The organism is Psychromarinibacter sediminicola (assembly GCF_029168335.1).
In the GTDB taxonomy this organism is placed as follows: Bacteria; Pseudomonadota; Alphaproteobacteria; order Rhodobacterales; family Rhodobacteraceae; genus Psychromarinibacter; species Psychromarinibacter sediminicola.
The window spans coordinates 1-24,744 of the sequence record NZ_JARGYC010000019.1 but is presented as its reverse complement, the minus strand read 5'-3'; the positions used below and the strand labels follow the sequence as shown (position 1 = coordinate 24,744).

Genomic DNA, 24,744 nt, shown 5'->3' with positions numbered 1-24,744 from the left:
TGTCGGGCTTTCCGCTTCGTGCAATCGTCTGGCCCGCTTATCCGTCAAACCTTCGGGGAGAGTCCACCATGGCCATCGTCAACCGGATCGGGGATTTCGCGCCGGAGATGGCCGAGTGGCGCCGCTGGCTGCACCGGCATCCCGAGCTGGGCTTCGCCTGTCACCGGACCGCCGGTTTCGTGGCCGAGCGGCTGCGGGAGTTCGGGGTGGACGCGCTGCACGAGGGGATCGCGACGAGCGGGATCGTCGCCATCGTGGACGGCCGGGGCGACGGGCCCGTCATCGGGCTGCGCGCCGACATGGACGCGCTGCCGATGGCCGAGGAGACGGGGCTGGACTATGCAAGCGAGGTGCCCGGCGCGATGCATGCCTGCGGGCATGACGGGCATACGGCGATGCTCTTGGGCGCGGCGAAGTACCTGTGCGAGACGCGCAACTTCGCGGGCAAGGTGGCGCTGATCTTCCAGCCGGCCGAGGAGGGCGGCGGCGGCGGCGACGAGATGGTCAAGGAAGGCATCATGGAGCGGTTCGGGATCGGCCAGGTCTACGGCATCCACAACGCGCCGCAATTCCCGGTGGGGACGTTCCACACCACGCCCGGGCCGATCATGGCGGCGGTGGACGAGTTCACCATCCGGGTGACGGGCCGGGGCGGGCACGCGGCCTGGCCGCACGAGACGGTGGACCCGCTGCCGGCCGTCGTCTCGATGGTGCAGGCGGTGCAGACCATCGTCAGCCGCAACCACCGGCCGCTCGACGACCTGGTGATCTCGGTCACGCAGCTGCATTCGGGCACGGCGTTCAACGTGATCCCCTCGGTGGCGTGGTGCGGCGGCACCGTGCGCACCTTCGACCCGGAGGTGCGGGCGATGGTGTTCCGGCGGCTGGAGGAGATCGTGGCGGGGCACCGCGCGGCCTTCGGCGTCGAGGTGGCGCTGGAGATCGACGAGGGCTATCCGCCGACGGTGAACGCGGAAGGTCCGGCGGCGTTCGCGGCCGGCGTGGCCGAGGAGATCGTGGGCGCGGACAACGTGGACCGGCAGACGACGCGCGAGATGGGGGCGGAGGATTTCTCGTTCATGCTGAACGCGCGGCCGGGAGCGTACCTGTTCCTGGGCCAGGGCGACGGGCCGACGGTGCATCACCCGGAATACGACTTCAACGACGAGATCGCGCCGGTCGGCGCGTCGTTCTTCGCGCGCCTGGTGGAGCGGGCGCAGCCGGCGGGCTGAGCGATGGCGCTGGAAGACGCGAAGAAACAGGTCGACCGGGCGGTCACGGCCGAGGGATTCCGCGGGCATTCCTACGAGAACACCTTCGCCGGCGTGCCGTCGTTCCTGCGGCGGCGGTATGCGAAGGATCTGGCGGGCGTGGATATCGCGGTCGCCGGCATTCCCTTCGACCAGGCGGTGACGAACCGGCCGGGCGCGCGGCTGGGCCCGCGGGCGATCCGCGAGGCGAGCGCGCTGCAGGCGCCGGACGCGCCCTATGGCTGGGGCTTCGACGTGATGGAGGAGGTCGCCATCGCCGATCACGGCGACATGGCCTTCGACTACGCCGCTCCGGGCGAGGTGCCGGCGGCGATCGAAGCCTATGCGGCCGGCATCCTGGGGCAGGGCGCAGCGATGGTGACGCTGGGGGGCGACCATTCGATCTCGCTGCCGCTTCTGCGGGCGCATGTGGCCGTGCATGGGCCGCTGGCGCTGGTGCAGGTCGACGCCCATACCGATACCTGGGCCGATGACGATGTGGGGCGGTTCGACCACGGGACGGGGTTCTACAAGGCGGTGCGCGAGGGGCTGATCGACGTGGCGCGCTCGGTTCAGGTGGGCATCCGGACCGACAACCCGGACCCGCTGGGCATCGCGATCATCGACGCGGCGGAGGTGCACGAGACGGGTCCGAAGGCCGTGGCGGAGAAGGTGCGCGGGATCGTGGGCGGGGCGAAGTGCTATCTGAGCTTCGATATCGACGCGCTGGACCCGGCCTTCGCCCCCGGCACCGGCACACCGGTCTGGGGCGGGCTGAGCTCGGCGCAGGCGGCGGCGATGCTGCGGGGGCTGGCCGGGCTGAGCCTGGTGGGGGGCGACGTGGTGGAGGTGTCGCCGCCCTACGACCCGGCGGGGATCACGGCGGTGGCCGGGGCGCATGTGGCGGTGGAGCTTCTGTGCCTCTGGGCCTGGACACGGCGGTAGGTGTCCGAGGTTGGACAGGGGTATAAGCGGCTGTAATCGTTATAGATAGCGGTAACGGTTCGGGGTTGGACGCACTACACGACACTGGATTATCCGTGGGACATTTCCACCTGCGCCGCGCGGCGGAACGCCGTGCAGCGCCGCCTGTCGGCGATTGCTCTGCAATCGCCTGTCGGCAGGGCATTTCGTTTCGAAATGCCCGAGAGACCCGCCCCCCCGGGGCGGCGCATCTGGCGAGGATCGTGCCAAGGGCCCGACATTCATGCTTATGTCTCCGACAGCGCAACGTTCGACCGCGCCCCGGCGGGTCGGCGCTGCACGGCGTTCCGTTCGACCGGGGGCGCTATCGGGCAAGGCCGAGGAAGTGGTGTCGTGTAGTGTGGGGCTCGGACGCGCGCCACGACACGACGTCGAGCGGAACGCCGGGCGCGATTACCGTTGGGTAATGCCAGCGCCGGTGCGGCTTGTGATACCATCGGCGCGCCCTAGAATGGGCACCCATGAAGCTCTTGCTGCTCCTGCTCGCGCTCGCGGCGCTCATGCTGCTGGCGTGGGTGCGTCTCGCGCCAAGCGATCCGGACGACTGGCATGTCGACCCGCTGAAAGCCGGTGATCCGGGGCGCGGCGGGGTGCTGCTTCTGCCGGGAGAGGAGGCCAGGACCTACAAGGCGACGCCGAAGTCGCTGCTCTCGGCCTTCGACCGCGTCGCGATGGAGGCGCCGCGGGTGGAGCAGCTGGCGGGCAGCGTCGGCTCCGGGCGGATCACCTATATCGCGCGCACCAAGTGGCTGGGCTTTCCCGATTACATCACGGTCACGGCCGTGCCGGCGGAGGGCGGGGCGCAGCTGGCCGTCTATTCGCGGCTGCGCTACGGGCGCGGCGACATGGGGGTGAACCGCAAGCGGCTAGACCGGTGGCTGGAGGAGCTTCAGACGGTCGTGGAGTGATACGCCGGGGCAGCCGTCCTGCACCCACCGCCAGGTGGGGTTGTTCAGCGACATGCCGCAGCGCGCCAGCCAGGTATCGCAGCCGGCGGTGATGCAGATCACGGCGCCGATCTCGTGCCGGGCGCCGTCGGCATCGGTGCAGTAGTACTCGACGCCCTCCATCGGGGCGAAACCCTCGGGGCGGCCGGCCGGGTCCGGGGCCGCCTGCGCCAGCGCAGGGCCCGGCAGCAGGAGGAGAGCGGCGAGACAGCGCTTCATCGCAAAAGGATAGCCCGGCCCGGCGCGGCTGTCAGCCTTGACGGGGCGCGCGCTTTCGGCAACACCGCGCGCCATGGTTCCGATGGAAAAACTCGCCCAGATCAGGGAGCGCTTCGAGTATATCGAGGCGCGCATGTCCGAAGGCTCGGGCGACATCGCCGCGCTGGGGCGGGAATATGCCGAACTGAAGCCGGTGGTCGAGCAGATCGCCGAATACCGGCAGCTGCAATCCGACATCGCCGATGCCGAGGCGATGCTGGACGACCCCGAGATGCGGGCGCTGGCGGAAGAGGAACTGCCGGTGCTGAAGGCGCGGCTGCCCGAGGTGGAGCACGCGCTGCGCCTGGCGCTCCTGCCGAAGGACGCGGCCGACGACCGCCCGGCGATCGTGGAGATCCGCCCCGGCACCGGCGGCGAGGAGGCGGCGCTGTTCGCCGGCGACCTGTTGCGGATGTACCAGCGCTATGCCGAGGACAAGGGCTGGCGCTTCGAGATCGTCGAGGAGCAGCAGACCGAGCTGGGCGGCATCAAGGAGGTGATCGCCAACGTGCAGGGGCAGGGGGTGTTTGCCCGCCTGAAATACGAATCCGGCGTCCACCGGGTACAGCGCGTGCCCTCGACGGAATCCGGCGGGCGCATCCACACCTCGGCGGCGACGGTGGCGGTGCTGCCCGAGGCGCAGGAGGTCGATATCACCCTCGACCCCAACGACCTGCGGATCGACACGATGCGGGCGTCCGGGGCGGGCGGCCAGCACGTGAACACCACCGACTCGGCGGTGCGGATCACCCATGTGCCGACGGGGATCGTGGTGACGAGCTCCGAGAAGTCGCAGCACCGCAACCGCGAGATCGCCCTGGGTGTCCTGCGCGCGCGGCTCTTCGACATCGAGCGCAGCCGGATCGACAGCGAACGCGCCTCGGACCGCAAGAGCCAGGTGGGCTCGGGCGACCGCAGCGAGCGCATCCGCACCTACAACTTCCCGCAGGGGCGGATGACCGACCACCGGATCGGCCTCACGCTCTACAAGCTGGACCAGGTGATGCAGGGCGATCTGGACGAGGTGATCGACGCGCTGATCTCCGACGACCAGGCGGCGAAGCTGGCCGAGATCGAGGCGTGAGCGCCGGCCCGATGTCCGGGCAGGCGGCGCTGGCGGCGGGGATCGCCACGCTGCGCGACGCCGGGGTGGAGACGCCGGAGCGCGACGCCCGGGCGCTTCTGGCCGAGGCGGCGGGGTGGCCGCGCGACCGGCTGACGCTGCACCTGCCCGAGGCGCTGAGCGACGTGGCGGAGGCCGACTTCTTCCACATGGTCCAGCTGCGCGCCGGGCGGAGGCCGGTGGCCCGCATCCTCGGCCGGCGGCAGTTCTGGGACCGCTGGTTCACGGTGACGCCCGACGTGCTGGACCCCCGGCCGGAGACCGAGTTGCTGGTCTCGCTGGCGCTCGCGGAGCCGTTTTCGCAACTGCTGGACCTGGGCACCGGCACCGGCATCCTCGCGGTCACGCTGCTGGCGGAGCGGCCCGGGGCGACGGGCGTGGCGACCGACATCTCGCCGGCCGCGCTGGAGGTGGCGGCGCGCAACGCGGCGGCGCACGGGGTGGCGGACCGGCTGTGGCTGACCGAGAGCGACTGGTATGCCGGCGTGGCCGGCCGCTTCGACCTGATCCTGTCCAACCCGCCCTATATCGCCGCCGCCGAGATGGCGGGGCTGGCGCCTGAGGTGCGCGAGCACGACCCCCGCGCGGCGCTGACCGACGGGGGCGACGGGCTGTCGGCCTATCGCGCCATCGCCGCCGGCGCCGGGGCGCATCTGGCCCCCGGCGGGCGGCTTCTCGTGGAGATCGGCGCGGGGCAGGGGGCGGCCGTGCGGGAGATTTTCGGCGCCGCGGGGCTTGACGACGTGGCGCATCACGCCGATCTTGAAGACAGGCCGCGCGTCGTCTCGGGACGAAGGAGGTGACGGGCCGTGCGGCCGCAGAGGCACAAAATCCGTTGAATATTTACCGGATTTTGCGGATTTTGGCTTGTCATGGCGGAAATCCCGTGCTTACTCGGGTGTCAAGCGGGCGGCGGGAACCTTTGCGCTCCCCCTCGCCGACAAGCCTTACAAGACGTCTGGCCTTCCTGGGATAGACCCACCGCGAACCGCGCGGCGCGGCCAGACAAAGCCACAACGCAGGCTGGAAACCAGAATTAACATGAGATCGTCCAAGTCACGTTCGCGCAACAAGCAGCGCAACCGGTCCGTCGGAAACATCGTCAACCGGGTCTTCGACTCGTCCGGCCCCGAGGGCAAGGTGCGCGGCACGCCGCAGCAGATCATCGACAAGTACAACCAGCTGGCCCGCGACGCGCAGCTCGGCGGCGACCGCGTCGCGACCGAGAACTTCCAGCAGCACGCGGAACACTACACGCGGATGCTGGCCGAGGCGCAGCGCGAGCAGGACCAGAAGCGCGAGCAGCAGGAACAGCAGCAGCGCGACCGCCAGCAGAAGAATAACCAGGGCGGCGGCGATCAGCAGCAGCAGCCGCAGCAGCAGAAGGGCGAGCAGAAGGGCGGGGGCGACCAGCCGTCGCAGAAGCAGCCCGAGGCGCAGTCCGACCAGCCGCAGGCGGAGGCCCAGCAATCCGAGGCCCGGCAATCCGAGGCCCGGCAATCCGACGGGGCCGGCGACGTGATCGACCTGGGCGGCGAGGAGGATAGCGGCCTGGTGGAGACGCCGGAGAGCAAGCCGCAGAAGAAGCCGCGCAGCCGCAAGCCCCGCAAGAAGGCCGAGGAGGGCGACGACAGCACCTCCGACAAGGACTCCTCCGGCGACGACAGCCAGACCGACGCCACCGCGGCGGAGTGATCAGCCCGCCAGCTCGCGGGCCAGCGCGCAGAACCCCTCCAGCGGCACGTCCTCGGCCCGGGCCGTGGGCGCGATCCCGGCGGCGCGCAACCTGTCCTGGATATCGGGGGCCAGCCCCTTCAGCGCCGCGCGCAGCATCTTGCGCCTTTGGTTGAAGGCGGCGGCGGTGACCTTCTGCAACATCTCCGGATCGGCCGGGAAACGCGGCGCGGGCAGGGCCGTCAGATGCACCACGGCCGAGCGGATCTTCGGCGGCGGGGTGAACGCCTCGGGCGGCAGGTCCAGCGCGATCCGCGCGTCGCAGCGCCACTGCGCCAGCACCGCGAGCCGGCCATAGGCCTTGGAGCCGGGCTGCGCCACGATCCGCTGCGCCACCTCCCTCTGGAACATCAGCGTCAGGCTTTCCCAGAAGGGCGGCCAGTCCTTGGGCGTCAGCCAGCGCACCAGCAACTCGGTGCCCACATTGTAGGGCAGGTTTGCCGCCACCCGGATCGGCGGCATCAGATGCGCCAGCGGATCGACCGCCAGCGCGTCGCCCTCGATCACCTCCAGCCGCCCGGGATAGGCGGCCTGGATCTCGGCGAGCGCCGGCAGGCAGCGGCCGTCCTTCTCCACCGCCAGCACCTTGCGCGCTCCCTCGGCCAGAAGCCCGCGCGTCAGCCCGCCGGGGCCGGGCCCGACCTCCAGCACGTCGCAGCGCGAAAGATCGCCGGCCACCCGCGCGATCCGGGCGGTCAGGTTCAGGTCCAGCAGGAAGTTCTGACCCAGCGACTTCTTCGCCCGCAACCCGTGCGCCGCGATCACCTCGCGCAAGGGGGGCAGGCTGTCGATCGCGCTCATCGTGCCGGACGGGGGCGCGGGCGGGCCGGCCGGATGTGCGTATTTGGAACGAGAAGAAGCCCTGGTCGCGCCCCCGCTTCTTCTCGGTGAAAATACGCCCGCCGGAGGCTTGAAAGCTTCATCGCGCCGCGCTCCGGGTCCGCGCCATGCGGTGGGCCAGGCGCAGCGCCTCGATCAGGCTGGACGGGTTGGCCGCGCCGGTGCCGGCGATGTCGAAGGCGGTGCCGTGGTCGGGCGAGGTGCGGATGAAGGGCAGGCCCAGCGTCACGTTCACCCCGCGGTCGAAATCCAGTGTTTTGATCGGGATCAGCGCCTGGTCGTGATACATCGCGACGCAGGCGTCGTAGCGGGCGCGGGCGGCGGCGTGGAACAGCGTGTCGGCCGGGTGCGGGCCGGTGAGGTCGAGACCCTCGTCGCGAAGAGCGCCGAGAATCGGGGCGATGAGCGCGGCGTCCTCGTGGCCCATGGCGCCGCCCTCGCCGGCATGGGGGTTGAGGCCGGCCACGGCGATGCGCGGCGCCGCCAGGCCGAAGTCGCGCTGCAAGGCGGCGTGGGTGATCCGCAGCGTCGCCTCCAGCAGCTCCGCCGTCAGCGCGCCGGGGATCGCCGAGACGGGGATGTGGATCGTCGTGGGCACCACGCGCAGCTGGTCGGAGGCGAGCATCATCACCACCCTGTCGACGCCCGCCAGCGCGGCGAGGTATTCGGTGTGGCCCGGATAGGCGAAGCCGGCGCCGTCGATCAGCGCCTTCTTGTGGATCGGGCAGGTGCAGACGGCCGAGGCCGCGCCGGACCGCGCCAGGTCCACGGCGCGGGCGATCACGTCGATCACGCCCTGCGCGTGGGCCGGATTGGCCGTGCCCGGCGTCGCCGGGCCGTCGAAGGGATGCGCTAGCACCGGCAGGGCGTCGGGGAATACGGCCGCCGCCTCGGCCGGATCGGCGATCTCGTGCAGCGCCGTGCCGGGCGGCAGGTGGGCCGGGTCGCCGATCCAGAAAAACGCCTCGCCGCCGGCGCGCAGCGCGTCCCAGGCGGCCACGGCGATTTCCGGCCCGATGCCGGCCGGTTCCCCCGCCGTCAGGGCGACGGGCGCGGTCACGGATATTCGATATAGGCGTCGGCGCGCAGCTCGGCGAGGTAGCCGCTGGCATAGGAGGCGAGCCGCTGGTTGATCAGCTGCTGGCGGATCTGGTCGCGGTCGATCTCCGCCTCAAGCGCCATGGTCCGGCCGCAGAGCATCAGGAAGACCAGCGTCTGCGCGTCCGCGGTGGTCAGCGCCGTCGAGACCTCGCCCTGGTCCAGCTTGGCCAGCTCGATGGCGATGTCCCCGGCGATCTGGTCCACCGGCAGCGTGTCGCGCATCAGCCGTTCTTCCGGCAGGCCCTTGGCGATGCCGTAGAGGTCGTCGCAGGTATCGACCTCGGCCTCGATGCGGCGGGCTTCGGCCAGGGCCTTCTCGGTCCGGCCGCCGGGAATGAAGAAGCGGGCGAATTCGATGGCGACGGCGTTCTCGGCCGGGGCGCCGGTTTCCTCCAGCGCGCGCAGCTGGAAGAAGGCCAGCGCGTTCGGCACCTGGATCGGGCCGACCACGTCGCCGGGCGCGAGGCCCACCACCTGGCCGCGGATCTCCGAGGGCAGGTTGTTCAGGTCGATCCAGCCCTGGCGGCCCCCCTGCTCGCGCGAGGGCGCGGCGGAGTAGCGGCGCGCGGCGGCGGCGAATTCCTCGATCGTGTCGATGCGCGCGATCTGGGGCGCGATCTGCTGGGCGCGCGCCTCGTTCTCTGGCGAGTTGGTGGGCAGGAAGATCTCCGACAACAGGACGCGGACGCCGCTGGGGCCGGTCTCTTCGCCGGTCTGGCTGGCCAGCGCGATGGCGCGGTCGATCTCGGATTCGGTGACCTGGGCGCGGGGGCCGAACTTGGCCCGCACCACGCCGCGCCACAGCACCCCGGCGCGCACGAAGTCGCGGATCGTCTCGGGGGCGACCCCGGCCTCGCCGATCCGGGCGACGAATTCCTCGCCCGACAGGTTGGCGCGGGCGGCGAACTCATCGAGCCCCGCCTCGATCTCCTCTTCCGTCGCCTCGACGCCCAGCCTCTCGGCGGCGTCGAGCTGCAGGCGCTCGTTGACCAGGGTCTTCATCGCCTGCTCCACCGGGTCGCCGGGGGCGTTCAGCACCTCGTAGAAGCGGGCGCGCTGGTTGACCTCGTATTGCGTGACCACCCGGTCGTTCACCTTCACCACGGGGGCGAAGAGGTTGCCCTGCGCCTGGGCGGGCCACGCGGCGGGCAGGGCGATGAGGGCGAGCGCCGCGCAGAGGATCGCGGACACGAGGCGGGAGATCGGCATGGGCGTTTGCTTTCCGTCGTCTGCTCTGTCTCTCGGCCGGGCCGTTCCGGGCGGCCCTAGCCCTTGATGATCGGACAGCTGCGGGCGTATGGCCGCCCGTCCCGGCCAAAGCCGTTCAGCGACACGGTGAGCCCCACATCCGTCGACGGCTCCACATTAGTGGAGGACGTGAAGCTACGCGAGAGGGAAAGGTCGATATTCACGCACTCATTGCGGTATTCCAGCCCCACCCCGGCCCGGGCGGCGCGGTTGGCGTTCACGTCGAAGCGATAATCGACCTTGCCGGTCCAGTGCCGGTCGAAGGCATAGGCAAAGTCCATGTTCCATTCCGCGACGTCCTCGGACCGGCCCTCGACGGGCGCGGCATCGACCCAGATGAAGGAGGTGGCGGCCATCACCTTCTCGCCCCGGAACACCAGGCGGGTCTCGGACTTGGTGAAGTCGAACTCGGGATCGAACAGCGAGCGGTTGGTGACGCTGAGCGTGTCGGTGAATTCCAGCCGCCCGGCGACCAGCCAGTCCGAGCTGCCCCCGCCCAGCCCCGAGGCGCCGCCGTAGAGGCCCGGATCGTCGTCGCGGACGATGCGGCCCATGGTCAGCGCGTATTCGCGCCCCGTGGGGCCGTAATGCGTCCAGCTCAGGCCGAAGGCGGCGCGCGCCCCGGTCTCGCGCCCGTCCTTGCCGGGAAAGCGCGACAGGGCGAAGAGGTTGCCCTCGTCGAACTCGACCAGCCGGCTGTCCTCGTTCGGCACCGCGTCGCCGTAGCTTTCCGACCAGGCCAGCTGCACCACCGGCTCGATCACGTCGCGGGCGCCGTTCGGGGCGGTGCGCGCGAAGGGCCAGCGGAGCTCGACCGCGGCGGCGGGGGTGACGCGGGTCAGCTTGTTGTCGAGCGCCACGTCCTGCCCGATAATGTAGAAATCGCCCGCAAGCTGGCCCTCGACCTCGGCGATCAGGCCGTTGCCGAAGGTCCAGTCGCGTTCCCATCCCAGCTCCAGCGTGGAGCGGAACACGTCGCGGGCGATGCATTCCGACGCCGGCACGACCGGATCGACCGAGGCGCAGGCGCTCAGCAGCGCCGGGGTCACGGATTCGGCCTCGCGCTCGAAGCCCTGCAGGTCGAACAGGAACCGCCCCTCGCCGCCCATGAATCCCGGATAGCGCCGCTCGTAGGTGCCGCTGACCAGGTTGGTGGCCAGCGTGTCCTCGATCGGGATCTCGTTGTCGCGCAGCGTGCGCAGCTGCTCGAACCCGGCCGAGATATATTCGTGCCGCTGTGTCCGCGTGATCTCGACGCCGTTCGACAGGCGGTCCTTGTCGGAATAGTCGTAGGTCTCCAGGTAGGCGCGGTCCGACACCAGCTCGACATCGAGGTTCAGCGTGAAGTCGCCGGGCAGGTTGAACTCGCCGCGGCCGAACAGATAGGCGCGCACCTCGTCGGGCAGGATGTCGTCGACCGAGACGGCGCCGTTGAACTCGATGTTGCCCCAGCGCAGCGCGTGGCGGTAGCGGCCCTCGATGGTGCGGGTCTTGCCGCTGATGAAGGGGGTGACGGTGACGTCGGCGTGATCGCCCAGCTTCAGGAAATAGGGAAAACGGAAGCCCAGCCCGAGCGCCGAGGTCTGCTTCAGCGACGGCACCAGGAAGCCGGTGGCGCGGCGCAGCGTCGGGTCGGGCAGGCGCATGTGCGGCAGCCAGAAGACCGGCACGCCCGCCACCTCGAACCGGGCGTTGTCGAAATAGAGCTGGCGTTCCTGCTGGTCGTGGACGATGCGCTCGGCCCGGATCTGCCACAGCGGCGTGGGGTTGTCGCCGCAGACCCGGCAGGACGACGCGACGGTCTTGTAAAGCTGGGTGTAGCGGCCGTCGACACGGTTGATCTCGGTCGCGGCGATCTGCATTTGCTCTTCCAGCACCAGCCGCGCGCCGCGCATGATGCCTTCCTTCAGGTCGCCCGACAGCTGCGCGAAGGTGGCGGTCAGCACCTGGCCTGACGCTTCGATCAAGGTGATCGGCCCGAACACCTGCAGCTCGTCGGCGGCCTGGTCATAGACCAGCCGGTCGGCGAGCACGCGCTGGCCCTCGTAGAAGATCTCCACATTGCCCGAGGCGCTGACCGTGTTCCGCCCGTCGAACTGGACCGAATCCGCGATCAGCGTGGCGTATTGCGCGTGGACCGTGGCCACCGGGATCAGCGCGATCCAGCCGGCGACCAGCAGGCGGGCGATATAGCGCAGCCGGATCCGCATCTCAGCCGTCCTCCAGGTTCAGGAGGATGCCGAGCGACAGCATCAGGGCGGCCACCGGCACGGTCCAGGCCGCGAGCGCCACGGGCAGCTGGCCGTTGTCGCCCAGGATCTGCGCGAAGTTGCGCAGGAAGTAGATGCCGAAACCCATGCCGATGGAGATCAGCACCATCAGCCCGGTGCGCCCGAACCGTGTGTGCCGCATGGTGAAGCCCGCCGCGACCAGCACCATCGCCGCCATCAAGAGCGGCTGCGACAGCTCCATCTGCAGCCAGACCTTGTGGGTGCGCGCGGAAAAGCCGGCGCGTTCCAGCTGGGCGATGAAGCCCGGCAGCTCCCAGATCGGCACGCTGGCCGGGGCGCCGAAGCTGTCCTGGATCTGCTCCTGCGTCAGGTCCGAGGGCACCTCCATCGCGGCCAGGCTGCGCGCGTCGCGCTCGGGGTTGTCGGTGCCGGACAGGCGCCAGACCTTGGCGTTCTGCACCTCCCAGGCGCCGGGGCTCAGCCGCGCGCTCTGCGCCTCGATCCGCTGCTGCGGCGTGCCCTCGGGGCCGAAGGCCAGGAAGGTCACGCCGAACAGCGCGGTGCCTTCCAGGTTGGCGCTTTCGGCGTGGATCACGGTCTGTCCTTCCGGCCCGCCCTGGCGCAGCCACAGCCCCTCGCGGCTGATCGACAGGACCGAGGCCGCGTCGCCGGTCAGCCGGCCGGCCAGCAGCTCGTACTGCTTCGACGTCGCCGCCACGATCGGGTTGAACAGCCCCACCGACACCGCGCCGATGGCCATGGCCACCAGCACCGGCGAGACCAGGCTGCGCAGGGCGGAGCGGCCCGAGGCCCGGGTGACCACCAGTTCCGAGGTGCGCGCCAGCGTCAGGAACAGCAAAAGCGTGGCCAGGATCATGATCAGCGGCAGGATCTGGTACATCCCCTGCGGCATGTTCAGCAGCGTCAGCTTGACGATCTGCCAGAAGCCGACCGTGTCGCTGTCGAACTTGCGGATCTGCTCGACCATGTCGATCAGCACGTAGAGGCCCAGGAACACCGTGAAGACCAGCAGGAAGCTCATCAGGAAGCGGCGCGCGAAATAGAGATGCAGGATCATGCCGGCACCCCCATCGGCGGCGGCCGGCGGCGGGCGAAGAGCGCGGGCCGCGCGCTGACCCACAGGATGCCGAGCGACAGCAGAAGCCCCAGCACCGCCGCCCCGTAGGTCAGCGGCCACAGCGCCGTGTCGCTGCGCGCGATGTCGGCGAAGGCGTTGTCGAGGCTTTGCAGCACCGCGAGGCTGACCAGCGCGCCGACGATCTGGCGCCAGCGGCCGAACCGGCTGAAATTGCCGATCAGCATGGCCGAGAAGCCGATCAGCGAGGTCAGCACCGCCGACAGCGCCTGGGCGATGCGGTCGTGGCCCTCGTACATCAGCTCCGAGGCGCTTTCGCCGGTCTCGGCGACGGTCTCGGGCGTGGGGCGCAGCATCTCTGCGGTGGTCAGTTCGCGATAGCTGCGGCCCTCCGGCTGGAACCCCTCGACGAAGCCCGAGATGTCGTAGGCGAAATCCGCGAAGGTGGTGGTGGCCAGCCGCCCGCTGTCCTGGTTCAGCGCCTGCGCCATGCCGTCGAACATCACCAGCTTCGGCCCGTCCTCGCGCCGCAGCAACAGCGCCTGCCGGGCGGTGTAGGTGACATGCTCGCTGTCGGAGCGGCGGTCGGACAGGAAGATGTCCTGCAACTCGCCCTGCGGCGTGATCTCGCGGATGTAGAAGGTGACCCCGTCGGCCGGGTGCAGGAACTGCCCTTCGGTCAGGAGCCGGGCGGTGATGTTCTCGGATATCTCGGCAGTGCGCTCGTTCAGCCGGATATAGGACAGCGGCACCAGCAGGTTGGTGAGGATCGCGATCAGCAGCCCGACGATGACCCCGAAGACGAGAACCGGGCGCACCATGCGCCAGGGCGAGAAGCCGGTGGCCTGCACCACGACCAGTTCGCTCTCGGTCGTCAGGCGGTTGCCCAGGTAGACCGCCGCGGCGAAGGCGGCGATCGGCAGGACGATGCGGATGACGTTGGGCAGCGTCAGCGCGGTGAACTCGAAGAACACGGCGGCCGACTGGCCGTTGGCGATCAACTGGTCGAACAGCACGACGGCGCGGTTGATCCAGTAGATCAACACGAGAACCAGCGCGAAGAAGCTGAACAGCATCATCAGCTGGGACAGGATATATCTGTCGAAACGTGACACGTACCGCCGCTCTGCCCATGTTTTTGTGGGACGTTATCCGATGTTGCGCGATGGGCAAACTCCTAACTGGCCAACGGGCGAAACCGGGGCTAGGTACGGGGCAAACAGTGCCAGGAGAGTCACGCATGACCCGACCCATCGCCCTCGACATCGCTGCCCTCGACCTCGACTCCATCGCCGGCGCGCAGGGCCGCGTAGTGCTGATCGCCGAGCCGGACGGCAAGATGAGCCAGCCCGCCCGCCGGGTGAACCGGCTGACCAAGGGCGCGCTGGAGCGGTTTCTGGGCTCCGAGCGGTTCGGCAAGCTGAAGGAGGGCGAGGCGGCCGATCTGGCCTTTCCGACGGGCATGGCGGCCGAGGCGGTGCAGGTGGTCAAGCTGTCGCGCCGCGCCGCGCCGGAGATCGCGCGCAAGGCCGGCGCCGCGGTGGGCGCGGCGAAAAACAGCAAGGAATTGCTTATCTTGGCAGGCAATCTTAAGGCGGTCGAGGACCTGATCCTGGGCCTCGCGCTGCGCGTCTATGCCTTTGCCGACCACCTGACGAAGGACGCGGATCCCGAGGGCGGCGTGACGGTCATGGTGTCGAAGCCCGAGGAGGTCTCGGCCGAGGCGGTGACGGCGCTGGTCGAAGGGGTGTTCTTCACCCGCGACCTGGTGAACGAGCCCGCGAACGTGCTGACCACGACCGAGTTCGCGTCCCGCCTGGAGGGGCTGAAGGAGCTGGGCGTCGAGGTCGAGGTGCTGGACGAGGCGGAACTGGAAAAGCTCGGGATGCGCACGCTGCTGGCCGTGGGCGAGGGCAGCGAGACGCCGTCGAAGGTCGTGGTGATGCAGTGGAAGGGCGGCGGCGACGAAAACCCCTTCGCGCTGATCGGCAAGGGCGTGGTGTTCGACACCGGCGGCATCTCGATCAAGCCGGCCGCCGGCATGGAAGACATGACGATGGACATGGGCGGCGCGGGCGTCGTCTCGGGCGTGATGAAGACGCTGGCGCTGCGCAAGGCGAAGGCGAATGTCGTGGGGCTTGTCGGGCTGGTCGAGAACATGCCCGACGGGCGCGCGCAGCGGCCGGGCGACATCGTGCGCTCGATGAAGGGCGACACGATCGAGGTGATCAACACCGACGCCGAGGGGCGGCTCGTGCTGGCCGACGTGCTGTGGTACGCGCAGGAGCGGTTCGAGCCCACCGGCATGGTGGATCTCGCCACGCTGACCGGCGCGATGATCATCGCGCTCGGCAACGAGATGGCGGGCGTGTTCGCGAACGACGATGCGCTGGCGGGGGCGTTCCTGAAGGCGGCCGAGGTCGAGGGCGAGGGCGCCTGGCGGCTGCCGATGGGGCCGGCCTATGACAAGATGCTGAAGTCGAACAAGGCGGATATGAAAAACGTGGGCGGCCGGCCCGCGGGCTCGATCACCGCGGCGCAGTTTCTGGCAAGGTTCGTGAAGGACGGCGTGCCCTGGATTCACCTGGACATCGCCGGCGTGGCGCAGGTTGCAAGCGGCACCGATTTCGCGCCCAAGGGGGCGACGGGCTGGGGCGTGCTGGCGCTGAACCGGCTGATCGCGGACAAGTACGAGGTGTAGGCAATGCTGATCCCCGCCACACGGTACCGCGACCCGGAGGCGGCGCTGGTGTTCCTGCGCGACGTGCTGGGACTTGAGGAACACGCCGTATATCGCGGGGATGACGGGAAAATCCTGCACGTACAGATGCGGCTGGGCCGCGGCCTGATGATGTTCGGCCCGCCGCAGGACAACGCCTTCCAGCAATCCATGGTCATGCCGGAGGAGATCGGCGGGCGCGAGACCACGACGATCTATGCGGTGGTGTCGGACGTGGCGGCGGTTCATCGCCGCGCAGAGGCCGCCGGCGCGCGGATCCTCGTGCCGCTGGAGCCGCAGCCGCAGGGCGGGGTGAGCTTTTCGCTGGCCGATCCCGAGGGCCATGTCTGGACCTTCGGCGACTACGATCCCGAGGCGTGATGGGCGCGGCCTATTTCTATCACCTGACCCGCGCGCCGCTGGAAGTGACGCTGCCGATGCTGCTGGGCAAGGCGCGGCAGGCGGGGTGGCGCGTGGCGGTGCGCGGCACCTCGGCCGAGCGCATGGCCTGGCTCGACCAGAAGCTGTGGCTGGGGCCGGAGGAGCAGTTCCTGCCGCACGGGCTGGCCGGCGGCGCGTTCGACGCGGATCAGCCGGTGCTGCTGACGACCTCGCCCGAGAGTGCGAACGACCCGCACTGCATCATGACCGTCGAGGGCGCCGAGGTGACGCCCGGGGAGGTGCAGGCGCTGGAGCGGGTCTGCGTGCTGTTCGACGGCAATGACGGCGCGGCGGTGCAGCGGGCGCGCGACCAGTGGAAGGCGCTGACGCAGGCGGGCTGCGCGGCGCAGTACTGGTCGGAGGAAGGCGGGCGCTGGGAGAAGAAGGCCGAAACCGGGTAGCGAAATCTTCCAGAAGATTTCGCTTGGCAGGAATTTCCAGAAATTCCTGCAACGCACGATCTTCTAGAAGATCGTGTTGTCAGCGGCTTAGCAGATGACCTTCACCGGGGCGGCGCAGCAGGCGATCACCAGGTGATCGCCGCATTCGATCATGTGAAAGCCGCGCCGCCGCACTTCCAGCTCCAGCGTGCCGAGCCCGATCTCGCGCTCCACATCCGCGCGCCTTCGGCGTACCACGCCGCCGGTCATGGCGGCGCGGCTGCGGAATATCTGGTCCATCCAGTCCTGGCCAAGGGGCCGTTCCACGATGCGCTGTCTCATGCACGCATCGTGGCCCAGAGTCGGTTAAGGGCGGCTTAACCCGCGCGGCGGCGTCCGCCGCGGCGCCCGCCGCGGCCGGCGCCCGAGGACATCGCGGCCTTGGAGGCTTCGACATAGGGCGTGCCGGACTCCACCGCGTCGAGGATGCGGGAAAAGCCGATCCAGGCGGCGCCGTTGGGGTCGTTGTTCATCAGGAAGTTGGCGGCGCGGATCGCCTCCATCTCGACGGGGCGCATCGGGTTCATGATCGCCGAGGTCATGCCCGAGGCGATCGCCATCGGCAGGAAGGCCGCGTTGATCCCGTGCCGGTGCGGCAGGCCGAAGGAGATGTTCGAGGCGCCGCAGGTCGTGTTCACGCCCAGCTCGGCGCGCAGCTTGCGCACCAGGGTGAACACCTGGTGCCCGGCCGTGGCCATGGCGCCGATCGGCATCACCAGCGGGTCCACCACGATGTCGTGCGCGGGAATCCCGAAATCGGCCGCCCGCTCGACGATCTTCTTGGCGACGGCGAAGCGCACGTCCGGGTCTTCGGAAATGCCGGTGTCGTCGTTCGAGATCGCCACCACCGGCACGTTGTACTTCTTGACCAGCGGCAGGACGAGCTCCAGCCGCTCCTCCTCGCCGGTGACCGAGTTCAACAGCGGCCGCCCCTCGGCCATCTCCAGCCCGTTCTGCAGCGCGCCGGGCACCGAGCTGTCGATGCAGAGCGGCACGTCGACGATCGACTGGATCCGCGTCACCAGCTCCTTCATCAGTTCCGGCTCGACGAAGTTGTTGTCGGCGTAGCGCGGATCCTCGGCCATCTTGTTGGTGAACACCGCGCCCGAGTTCACGTCCAGCACCATGGCCCCGCAGGCCACCTGCTCCAGCGCGTCCTGCTCGACGGTGGAGAAGTCGCCAAGCTCCAGCTCGGCGGCCAGCTTCTTGCGGCCGGTGGGGTTGATGCGTTCGCCGATGACGCAGAACGGCTCGTCAAAGCCGATGGTAACGGTTTTCGACTTGGACTCGACAACGGTGCGGGTCATGCAAGGGCTCCTGTTGGGGCATCGAGCAGCGGCTCGAGCGCGGGATCGGTGAAGTCTTTGAGCGTCAGCGTCGCCCCGGCCGCCTTCAGCGCGGCGTCGGTCAGCGACGACCGGATACCCACCACGCGCGCGCCCGCGCCGGCGGCGGAGCGCACGCCCGAAGGGCTGTCCTCGAAGGCGATGCAGTCGGCGGGCGCGGCGCCCAGCTGGCGCATCGCTTCCGAATAGGGATAGGGATCGGGCTTGCCGCGCGGGCATTCCTCGCCGATCACCAGAACCTCGAAATGGTGCCGCAGGCCCGTCGCCTCCAGCATCGCCTCGGCATTGGGCCGCATGGCGTTGGTGACGACGGCCACCTTCCAGCCGCGGGCCGCGGCGCGGTCGAGCAGCGCCGCCGCGCCCGGCGTGGCCGGGTAGGGGCGCGGCAGGCGGCGGCGGAACTCGGCCTCCTTCGCCGCGCTCAGCGCCTCGGGGTCGGCGACCTCGGGCAGATGCGCGCGGAAGATATCCGCGTTCAGCCGGCCATGCACATGGGTCTGGTAGAAGCCCTCCTCCAGCTGCCGGCCGTGGTCGCGCCAGAGATCGGCGAACACGGCCTCGTGGATCGGGTCGCTGTCGAGCAGCGTCCCGTCCAGGTCGAAGAGGAGGGCCAGGCCCATCAGGTCGCCGCCCGCTCGGCCGGGGCGGCCGCCAGCAGCCCGTTGGCATACTCGGCGCAGGTCTTGATCCCGCCCAGCGGGAAGAAATGCACCTGCTCGATGCCGAAGCCCGGATTGGCCGCCTTGTGCGCGGCGAGGGCCGACAGCACGTCGGTCGGCTCGTAGGGCATCACCAGCTTGGTCACGTCCATCGCGCGCTTCTGCAGCACCTTCAGCGACGGGCCGACGCCGCAGGCCACCGCGAAGCGGATCAGCGTCTGCAGCTTGGCGGGGCCGGCGATGCCGATATGGATCGGCAGCGCGATGCCCTCGGCCTGCAGCCGCTCGGCCCAGTCGATAATCGGGTCGGCCTCGAAGGCGAATTGCGTGGCGAGGGCCATCTCGGCATCGGTCCGCTCCGAGAACGCCTGCTTCCAGCGCAGCGCCTGCGCCACGTTGGCGTCGGAGCCGTCGGGGTCGATGTCGCGGTTGCCCTCGGGGTGGCCGGCCACGTGCAGCCGGGTGAAGCCGGCCTTGTCGAACAGCCCCGTCTCCAGCAGCTGGATCGACGAATGGAACGCCCCGTGCGGCTCGGTCACGCCGCCGGCGAGCAGCAGCGCCTGGGTCACGCCGGCCTCGCCCTGGTAGCGGGCGATCCAGTCGGCCAGCATCGCCTCGTCCCGGATGATCCGGGCCGGGAAATGCGGCATGACCGGAAAGCCGTCATCGGCCAGCCGCCGGGCGGTGGCGACCATGTCCTCGATCGGCGTGCCCTCGATATGGGCGATGTAGACGCGGGTGCCGGCGGGCAGCAGCGCGCGGAAATCCTCGACCTTCTCGGCGGTGCGCGGCATCACCTCGATCGAGTAGCCCCGCACGAAATCCTGCAGGGCGGGGGTGCCGGGGCGGGCGGCCTCGGCGGGGCGGCGGAATTTCAGCAAAGCCATCACGGCCCTCCATATGTCTCCCGGGCTCAGGCCCATCCGTCGTTGTCGATCAGCGCCTTGAGACGGGCGCTGTCGTATTCGGCGTCGATCCGCAGCGCTTCGGCTGCGGCGGCCTCGGCATCGGGAGCATCGACCTGATAGGGGTCGCCCTTCCGCCACTCGGCCAGATAGGCATCGGTGTCGCGCGCCCCCACCTTCATCGCCGCGCGGTCGATCGCCTGCTCGAAACGCTCGGGCAGCGGCGCCTTCGCGCCCCCGCGCCGTCCCTTGCCGGCGATGACCTGGGCGGGGATGTCCCGCCAGTAGACGATGGTGACCTGCGCCATATGCGATTCCCGTGTACCTTGGCCGCTTCTACGCGCAACATGACGTTCCGCTGCGCCGGATTTCGACATCATATGGGCGCGATGCGACGGATGCGAAATGGCCTACCCGCTGGCCGGAAGAGAGAAAAGGGCGGCGGGGCTGAAAAATTCTCATGATGAACATGAAACCGCCGGCGCCGTTTTCCTTGCGCGCCGCTGCGGCGCGGCCTACTCTTGCCGCAACCTGAGTTGGAGGGCGGTTCCATGGCGCCCAAGCGTCCCGCGGGTCGGGGCGCGCTCCCGGGGCCCGTACCGGTCGAGCCACCCGCACCCGCGCGCCCCGATCCGGCGGAGCTGTATGCCGCACTGGATCTGGGAACAAACAGTTGCCGGATGCTGATTGCCCAGCCAAAGGGCAATCAGTTCCACGTGGTCGACAGCTTTTCCAAGTCGGTGCAGCTGGGCGCCGGGCTGGAGCGGTCGGGCCGGCTGTCGCGCGCGTCGATGGCGCGGACGGTGCAGGCGCTGCGCATCTGCAAGCGCAAGCTCGTCAAGCACGACGTCAAGCGGATGCGGCTGGTCGCGACCGAGGCCTGCCGCCGCGCCACAAACGCGGCCGAGTTCATGACCTTCATCAAGGCCGAGACCGGGCTGGTGCTGGAGATCATCGAGCCGGAAGAGGAGGCGCGGCTCGCCGTCGTGTCCTGCGCGCCGCTGGTCTCGACCAAGACCGAGCAGCTGCTGGTCGTCGATATCGGCGGCGGCTCGACCGAGCTGGTGTGGCTCGACCTCACCCGCGTGCCGCGGTTGGAGCGGCCGAAGGCGATCATGCGGCTGCATACCGGCTTCAAGCCGACCGAGAGCCCGTTCGCCCATGCCAAGGTGGTCGACTGGATCTCGGTGCCACTGGGGGTCGCCACGCTGCGCGACCAGTTCCACGATGTCGACGACGATGCGGCGCGCTATGCGCTGATGTCGTGGTTCTTCGAGGAGAAGCTGACCGATTTCTCGCCCTACGAGCTGATGCAGGAGCGCAAGGGCTTCCAGATCATCGGCACGTCGGGGACGGTGACGACCGTTGCGGCCTCGCATCTCGGGCTGAAGCGCTACGACCGCAACAAGGTCGACGGCCTGCGCATGACCTCGGACCAGATCGACAAGGTGATCCGCGAATACCTGGCGCTGGGGCCGGTGGGGCGGCGGACGGACCCGCGGATCGGCCGCGACCGCCACGCGCTGATCATGTCCGGCGCGGCGATCCTGCAGGCGCTCTTGCGCGTCTGGCCCACCGACCGGCTGTCGGTGGCGGACCGCGGCCTGCGCGAGGGGCTGCTTTACGCCCAGATGAGCCGCGACGGGGTGTTGGAGGACGGGCCGTACTGAGCGCCCGGTTCGGGCGGACCTCAGTACCAGATGCGGCCGACCGCCAGGGCATCGAAGGCGGCATCGGAGGAGACGACGGGCAGGCCCTCGTGCCGCGCGACCGTCGCGATCATGCGGTCGAACGGGTCGCGGTGGTCCCAGTCCATGAGCGACGCCTCCAGCGCCGCCGCGGGCGTCAGCGGGATCAGGTCGAACCCGTCCTCGCGCGCCAGGTCGATCAGGCCCGGGGCGTGCGGCGCCATCGCCGGCCATTTGCCGAGCCGCACCTTCTGCCCGATCTCGTAGAAGGTGATGACGCTGAGCGCGGCGCGGTCGGCCGTCTCGATCCGCACGCGCGCCGCCTCCGGCAGCCGCGCATCGCCGGTCAGCGCCATCGCGAAGGCGTTGGTGTCGAGCAGGAGGCCGCTCACGCCGCGCCCCAGTCGCGCAGCGCCTCCTCGTCCAGCGGCGCGAGAAAGTCGTCGGGCGGCGGCGCGACCTTGCCCTGAAGGCTGCCCAGCCGCACCCGGCGGGCGCGGGCCGGCACCAGTTCCGCCGCGGGCCGCCCGTGGCGCGTGATGACGACGCGCTCGCCGCGCTCCATCGCCTCGATGAGCTTGGAGAGATTGGTCTTCGCTTCGTGGACGGATGCCTGCATCGGATCGGCCTTTCTGACTTAGCCATAGCTTAGTCATTTTTGCCGCGAGCTTCAATCCCGCCGCCGCGGTTGAAAAGCGGCGCGCGGGGCGCTTATTGGAAGACAGCATCTGGGACGCACGACCATGGCGAAGAAGACGAGCGGGCGCGGGCAGCGCGACTTGCGGGTGAAGGTGAAGACGGCGCGGGGGCGCAAGGCGTCCTCCACCCGCTGGCTGGAGCGGCAGCTGAACGACCCGTATGTCAAGCGGGCGAAGGACGAGGGCTATCGCGGCCGCGCCGCCTTCAAGATCCTAGAGCTGGACGACAAGTACCGCTTTCTCGTCCCCGGCGCGCGGGTCGTGGACCTGGGCTGCGCGCCCGGCGGCTGGTGCCAGGTCGCCGTGACCCGGGTGAACGCGCTGGGGGAGAAGTCCGGCAAGGCCGTCGGCCGGGTGCTGGGCGTCGACCTGCAGGCGGTGGAGCCGGTGCCGGGGGCCGAGATCCATCAGCTCGACTTCATGGAGGAGGGCGCCGACGACCGGGTCAAGGCCTGGCTGGGCGGCAAGGCCGACGTGGTGATGTCGGACATGGCGGCCTCGGCCTCGGGGCACAAGCAGACCGACCATTTGCGGATCGTCGCGCTCTGCGAGGCAGCGGCGGAGTTGGCCTTCGACGTGCTGGAAGAGGGCGGCACCTTCGTCGCCAAGGTGCTGGCGGGCGGCGCCGAGGGCAGCCTGCAGACGCTTCTGAAGCAGCGCTTCGACACGGTAGCGAACGTGAAGCCGCCGGCGAGCCGGTCGGACAGTTCGGAGAAATTCGTGGTGGCGACCGGGTTTCGCGGCTGACCCCTGCCGCCCGGGCCGCGGGCCCCGGCCTGAAACAACCAGAGCGAATGTGGAGGCGCGGACCGGGCCGGGTCGGTGCGGATTCGGGGCGATTTGTGAGAGTTTATAGGTCGTTATTTGTTGACCTGAATCGGGCGCTGCGGAAATGTAGGGGTGGGCGCGCGGTCGCGCGGCGCTGCCGGGCGATCGCCCACGCACCGGACGCCCCCGAAGGGCCGGTCATGCTGCAGCCGCAAATGCGGCGGTGCTCTTGGGGCAGAGAGAGAGGTAAAGGAGATACGACGTGAATAATCTCAAGACATTGCTGGCCGGACTGCTGCTTGCGACACTCCTGCCGGCCGCGGCGTCGGCGGCGACGCTGCTGTGGACCATCGACAATGATTACAACCGGACCGTCAGCCTGGAATTCTACAGCCAGGATCGCGGCCATGTATGGCCGGGCAACGGGCAGGTCTACGTGATCGACCCCAACGAGGGGAACGCGCAGTTCAACCTGTCGTGCAATTACAACGAGCTGATCTGTTACGGGGCCTGGGTGCGTGGGTCGTCGCGGACCTATTGGGGCGTCGGGCCGAACGACAGCTACAACTGCTCCAACTGCTGCGCGCGCTGCGGGTTGGGCGATGTCGAGGGCATACAGCTCTTGCCATGACGGCTTTCCCGATCGCGCCCCGGGCCCGGGGTGCCGCGTGCCGCCCGGTCCAATGGCCGGGCGGTTTGCGTTTCGGGGTCAGCCGAGGACGGAGAAGGAGGAGTCTTCGTTGATCGGCCGCTTGCGCGAATAGAAGCCCGCATCGACGGTGCGGCCGATATAGGGCAGCTCGAACTGAAGCGGATCGGCGTCGTGGTCGGCGCCGGCCTCGCAATAGTCGACCAGGGCGGCCATGAGCTTGCCGGCGATGGGCGCGTTCTTGTACTGGTTCCCGGAGGTGCCGCAGGCCATGTAGAAGCCGGGCAGGGCGGATTTGTCGTAGATCGGGATCCAGTCGGTGGCGGCGTCGTAGAGGTCCACGACGCCGCGGGCGCGGCCGGGGATGCCGAGGCTGGGCACCCGCTGGGCGTAGCGCAGCGCCTGGGTCGTCCACTGGTCGGTGAATTCGCGGTTATAGTCGGTGTCCGACGCGGCCCAGTCGTGCGGGTCGCAGTCCGGATCCTCCGAGCCCACCAGGATATGGTTGCCGTGCTCGGGCCGGCAGTAGCAGGCGATGTCGCTGTCGGAGACGATGGTGCCGTTCCTCTCGAAGTCGAAGCCCGGCGGGGCGGGGATATGGACGACCTCCTGCCGCAGGGGCCGCGTGGCGATGGTCATGTCGTCGGTCACGCCGGCCATCTCGTTGATCCGGGCCGAGCCGGGGCCGGCGACGTTGATGACGACGGGGGCGTGAATCTCCTCGCCGGTGGCGAGCCGGACGCCCTTGGTGCGGCCGTTTTCGGCGAGGATCTCGGTGACCTCGACGCCGAGGCGGGTCTCGGCGCCGTGCAGCTTGGCGGCGTCGATGAGGTTCTTGGCGGACAGGGCGGGGTCGGTGACATAGCCGGCATGGGGCCAGTAGACGCCGCCCGCGAGATGGCCGCCATTGGGCTCGCCGAAGCCCTCCTGGTCGGGGCGTTTCGGGGGCGCGAAGCTGTCGAGGGAATAGACCGGCAGGCGGGCGGTGATGTCCTGCGGCGTCCATTCCTCGTGGGGGATGGACAGCTCGCGGGCGAATCTCAGGTGCTTCGCGAGGTGGTCGTTGGCCGGGGTCTTCATGACCAGGCAGCCGCATTCCTTGAAGGGGGCGAGATCGGTGCCCGGGGGAAGCCCGAGATAGTCGGCCCAGTCGCGCCAGTAATGATAGCCCTCCCAGGCGAAGGCGGTGCCGTCGAGGGTGGAATAGTGCATCCGGATGATGGCGCAGGAGCCGGCGGTGGAGCCGTGGCCGGGCTGGGCGTTGCGGTCGAGCGAGAGGGTCTTGTAGCCGGCCTTGGCCAGCTCGAAGGCGGTGGCGGCGCCGATCACGCCGGTGCCGATGACGATCGCGTCGGGGTGGGTCATGTGGGGCCTCCGGAGGGAGTGTCCAAGGTTGGACGGGGTGTCAAGATGTTGGTTTCGTTCATGATAGCGGTAACTGCCCGCGCGTCCGTTCGGGGTGTCCGGGGGGCTTCGGGGCGGTGCTGCGCGGTATGATCTCTGGCGATTCCAGGCTTCATCCTGGCGGAAATACTCCGGGGGCCGTCATTGCCGCGCCATTGATCCGAGCGACAAGGACGGCGGGGCGGAGCCCCCGGCGGGTCGGATCGCGCAGCGAT

27 protein-coding genes are annotated in these 24,744 nt (G+C 69.5%); 12 read left to right on the top strand and 15 right to left on the bottom strand.

Translation table 11 applies throughout. From position 1 onward, the window contains the following. The first annotated feature begins 68 nt into the window (after positions 1 to 68). From P1J78_RS09130 to P1J78_RS09120, 3 genes are all read left to right on the top strand, one after another. Complete coding sequence (locus P1J78_RS09130; protein ID WP_275567036.1) at positions 69 to 1,232, top strand: M20 aminoacylase family protein; 1,164 nt, start codon at positions 69 to 71, stop codon at positions 1,230 to 1,232. Between the two features lie 3 nt (positions 1,233 to 1,235). Then, a complete protein-coding gene (speB, locus tag P1J78_RS09125) occupies positions 1,236 to 2,195 on the top strand; it encodes an agmatinase (protein WP_275567035.1) in 960 nt (319 codons plus the stop codon). 500 nt (positions 2,196 to 2,695) lie between these two features. Then, a complete protein-coding gene (locus P1J78_RS09120; protein WP_275567034.1) occupies positions 2,696 to 3,142 on the top strand; it encodes a DUF1499 domain-containing protein in 447 nt (148 codons plus the stop codon). Here P1J78_RS09120 and P1J78_RS09115 read toward each other — a convergent pair. After that, positions 3,101 to 3,400: a hypothetical protein gene (locus tag P1J78_RS09115; RefSeq protein WP_275567033.1), complete on the bottom strand. Its 300-nt coding sequence runs from the start codon at positions 3,398 to 3,400 to the stop codon at positions 3,101 to 3,103. The genes P1J78_RS09120 and P1J78_RS09115 overlap by 42 nt on opposite strands. A gap of 73 nt (positions 3,401 to 3,473) precedes the next feature. Between P1J78_RS09115 and prfA the strand changes: the two genes are divergently transcribed. The 3 genes from prfA to P1J78_RS09100 all read left to right on the top strand — a co-directional run bounded on the left by prfA (position 3,474) and on the right by P1J78_RS09100 (position 6,257). Next, the gene (gene prfA / locus P1J78_RS09110) at positions 3,474 to 4,523 is read left to right on the top strand and encodes a peptide chain release factor 1 (protein ID WP_275567032.1); all 1,050 of its coding nucleotides are present in this window, start codon (positions 3,474 to 3,476) and stop codon (positions 4,521 to 4,523) included. Between the two features lie 11 nt (positions 4,524 to 4,534). Further along, complete coding sequence (gene prmC, locus P1J78_RS09105) at positions 4,535 to 5,365, top strand: peptide chain release factor N(5)-glutamine methyltransferase (protein WP_275567091.1); 831 nt, start codon at positions 4,535 to 4,537, stop codon at positions 5,363 to 5,365. A gap of 238 nt (positions 5,366 to 5,603) precedes the next feature. Then, positions 5,604 to 6,257 carry a DUF4167 domain-containing protein gene (locus P1J78_RS09100; protein ID WP_275567031.1) on the top strand — a complete coding sequence of 218 codons (654 nt, stop codon included), beginning with the start codon at positions 5,604 to 5,606 and terminating at the stop codon, positions 6,255 to 6,257. On the opposite strand, the gene rsmA is transcribed toward P1J78_RS09100, so the two are convergent. The 6 genes from rsmA to lptF form a co-directional block, all read right to left on the bottom strand. Beyond that, positions 6,258 to 7,097: a 16S rRNA (adenine(1518)-N(6)/adenine(1519)-N(6))-dimethyltransferase RsmA gene (gene rsmA / locus P1J78_RS09095; protein ID WP_275567030.1), complete on the bottom strand. Its 840-nt coding sequence runs from the start codon at positions 7,095 to 7,097 to the stop codon at positions 6,258 to 6,260. A 118-nt stretch (positions 7,098 to 7,215) separates the two neighbouring features. Next, positions 7,216 to 8,196 (bottom strand): 4-hydroxythreonine-4-phosphate dehydrogenase PdxA, encoded by a 981-nt coding sequence (gene pdxA / locus P1J78_RS09090; protein WP_275567029.1) that lies wholly within the window; start codon positions 8,194 to 8,196, stop codon positions 7,216 to 7,218. Continuing rightward, a complete protein-coding gene (locus P1J78_RS09085) occupies positions 8,193 to 9,446 on the bottom strand; it encodes a peptidylprolyl isomerase (RefSeq protein ID WP_275567028.1) in 1,254 nt (417 codons plus the stop codon). Before P1J78_RS09085 ends, pdxA begins: the two co-directional genes overlap by 4 nt. Before the next feature lie 56 nt (positions 9,447 to 9,502). After that, the gene (locus tag P1J78_RS09080; protein ID WP_275567027.1) at positions 9,503 to 11,695 is read right to left on the bottom strand and encodes an LPS-assembly protein LptD; all 2,193 of its coding nucleotides are present in this window, start codon (positions 11,693 to 11,695) and stop codon (positions 9,503 to 9,505) included. Between the two features lies 1 nt (position 11,696). Beyond that, positions 11,697 to 12,794, bottom strand: coding sequence for an LPS export ABC transporter permease LptG (lptG, locus tag P1J78_RS09075; RefSeq protein ID WP_275567026.1), 1,098 nt, complete (start codon positions 12,792 to 12,794; stop codon positions 11,697 to 11,699). Continuing rightward, positions 12,791 to 13,927: an LPS export ABC transporter permease LptF gene (gene lptF, locus P1J78_RS09070; protein WP_275567025.1), complete on the bottom strand. Its 1,137-nt coding sequence runs from the start codon at positions 13,925 to 13,927 to the stop codon at positions 12,791 to 12,793. Before lptF ends, lptG begins: the two co-directional genes overlap by 4 nt. Positions 13,928 to 14,052: 125 nt before the next feature. Here lptF and P1J78_RS09065 point away from each other — a divergent pair, with 125 nt between their 5' ends. Genes P1J78_RS09065 through P1J78_RS09055 form a run of 3 tightly spaced genes read left to right on the top strand, consistent with a single transcriptional unit; the run spans position 14,053 to position 16,373 of the window. Then, complete coding sequence (locus tag P1J78_RS09065) at positions 14,053 to 15,513, top strand: leucyl aminopeptidase (protein ID WP_275567024.1); 1,461 nt, start codon at positions 14,053 to 14,055, stop codon at positions 15,511 to 15,513. A gap of 3 nt (positions 15,514 to 15,516) precedes the next feature. Next, positions 15,517 to 15,912, top strand: coding sequence for a VOC family protein (locus tag P1J78_RS09060; RefSeq protein WP_275567023.1), 396 nt, complete (start codon positions 15,517 to 15,519; stop codon positions 15,910 to 15,912). Beyond that, positions 15,912 to 16,373 carry a DNA polymerase III subunit chi gene (locus P1J78_RS09055; protein ID WP_275567022.1) on the top strand — a complete coding sequence of 154 codons (462 nt, stop codon included), beginning with the start codon at positions 15,912 to 15,914 and terminating at the stop codon, positions 16,371 to 16,373. Before P1J78_RS09060 ends, P1J78_RS09055 begins: the two co-directional genes overlap by 1 nt. Positions 16,374 to 16,460: 87 nt before the next feature. Here P1J78_RS09055 and P1J78_RS09050 read toward each other — a convergent pair whose 3' ends face one another. Genes P1J78_RS09050 through P1J78_RS09030 form a run of 5 tightly spaced genes read right to left on the bottom strand, consistent with a single transcriptional unit; the run spans position 16,461 to position 19,630 of the window. Next, entirely contained in the window at positions 16,461 to 16,694 is a 234-nt protein-coding gene (locus P1J78_RS09050) for an N-(5'-phosphoribosyl)anthranilate isomerase (RefSeq protein ID WP_275567021.1), read from the bottom strand. Positions 16,695 to 16,729: 35 nt separating this feature from the next. Continuing rightward, entirely contained in the window at positions 16,730 to 17,719 is a 990-nt protein-coding gene (locus P1J78_RS09045; RefSeq protein WP_275567020.1) for a methyltetrahydrofolate cobalamin methyltransferase, read from the bottom strand. Next, a complete protein-coding gene (locus tag P1J78_RS09040; RefSeq protein WP_275567019.1) occupies positions 17,716 to 18,378 on the bottom strand; it encodes an HAD family hydrolase in 663 nt (220 codons plus the stop codon). Before P1J78_RS09040 ends, P1J78_RS09045 begins: the two co-directional genes overlap by 4 nt. Continuing rightward, positions 18,378 to 19,304 (bottom strand): methylenetetrahydrofolate reductase, encoded by a 927-nt coding sequence (locus P1J78_RS09035; protein WP_275567018.1) that lies wholly within the window; start codon positions 19,302 to 19,304, stop codon positions 18,378 to 18,380. Before P1J78_RS09035 ends, P1J78_RS09040 begins: the two co-directional genes overlap by 1 nt. 26 nt (positions 19,305 to 19,330) lie before the next feature. Continuing rightward, the gene (locus tag P1J78_RS09030; protein ID WP_275567017.1) at positions 19,331 to 19,630 is read right to left on the bottom strand and encodes a virulence factor; all 300 of its coding nucleotides are present in this window, start codon (positions 19,628 to 19,630) and stop codon (positions 19,331 to 19,333) included. Between the two features lie 243 nt (positions 19,631 to 19,873). On the opposite strand from P1J78_RS09030, the gene P1J78_RS09025 reads away from it, so the two are divergent. After that, the gene (locus tag P1J78_RS09025) at positions 19,874 to 20,992 is read left to right on the top strand and encodes a Ppx/GppA phosphatase family protein (RefSeq protein ID WP_275567016.1); all 1,119 of its coding nucleotides are present in this window, start codon (positions 19,874 to 19,876) and stop codon (positions 20,990 to 20,992) included. A 20-nt stretch (positions 20,993 to 21,012) separates the two neighbouring features. On the opposite strand, the gene P1J78_RS09020 is transcribed toward P1J78_RS09025, so the two are convergent. Next, positions 21,013 to 21,402, bottom strand: coding sequence for a type II toxin-antitoxin system VapC family toxin (locus P1J78_RS09020; protein WP_275567015.1), 390 nt, complete (start codon positions 21,400 to 21,402; stop codon positions 21,013 to 21,015). After that, positions 21,399 to 21,629, bottom strand: a complete 231-nt coding sequence (locus P1J78_RS09015) for a type II toxin-antitoxin system Phd/YefM family antitoxin (RefSeq protein WP_275567014.1) — start codon at positions 21,627 to 21,629, stop codon at positions 21,399 to 21,401. The genes P1J78_RS09020 and P1J78_RS09015 overlap by 4 nt, the downstream gene beginning before the upstream one ends. 124 nt (positions 21,630 to 21,753) lie before the next feature. Between P1J78_RS09015 and P1J78_RS09010 the strand changes: the two genes are divergently transcribed. Both P1J78_RS09010 and P1J78_RS09005 read left to right on the top strand, forming a co-directional pair. Further along, entirely contained in the window at positions 21,754 to 22,455 is a 702-nt protein-coding gene (locus tag P1J78_RS09010) for an RlmE family RNA methyltransferase (protein WP_275567013.1), read from the top strand. A 283-nt stretch (positions 22,456 to 22,738) separates the two neighbouring features. Continuing rightward, positions 22,739 to 23,107, top strand: a complete 369-nt coding sequence (locus P1J78_RS09005; protein ID WP_275567012.1) for a hypothetical protein — start codon at positions 22,739 to 22,741, stop codon at positions 23,105 to 23,107. 78 nt (positions 23,108 to 23,185) lie between these two features. On the opposite strand, the gene P1J78_RS09000 is transcribed toward P1J78_RS09005, so the two are convergent. Continuing rightward, entirely contained in the window at positions 23,186 to 24,490 is a 1,305-nt protein-coding gene (locus P1J78_RS09000; protein WP_275567011.1) for an NAD(P)/FAD-dependent oxidoreductase, read from the bottom strand. Between the last annotated feature and the right edge of the window lie 254 nt (positions 24,491 to 24,744).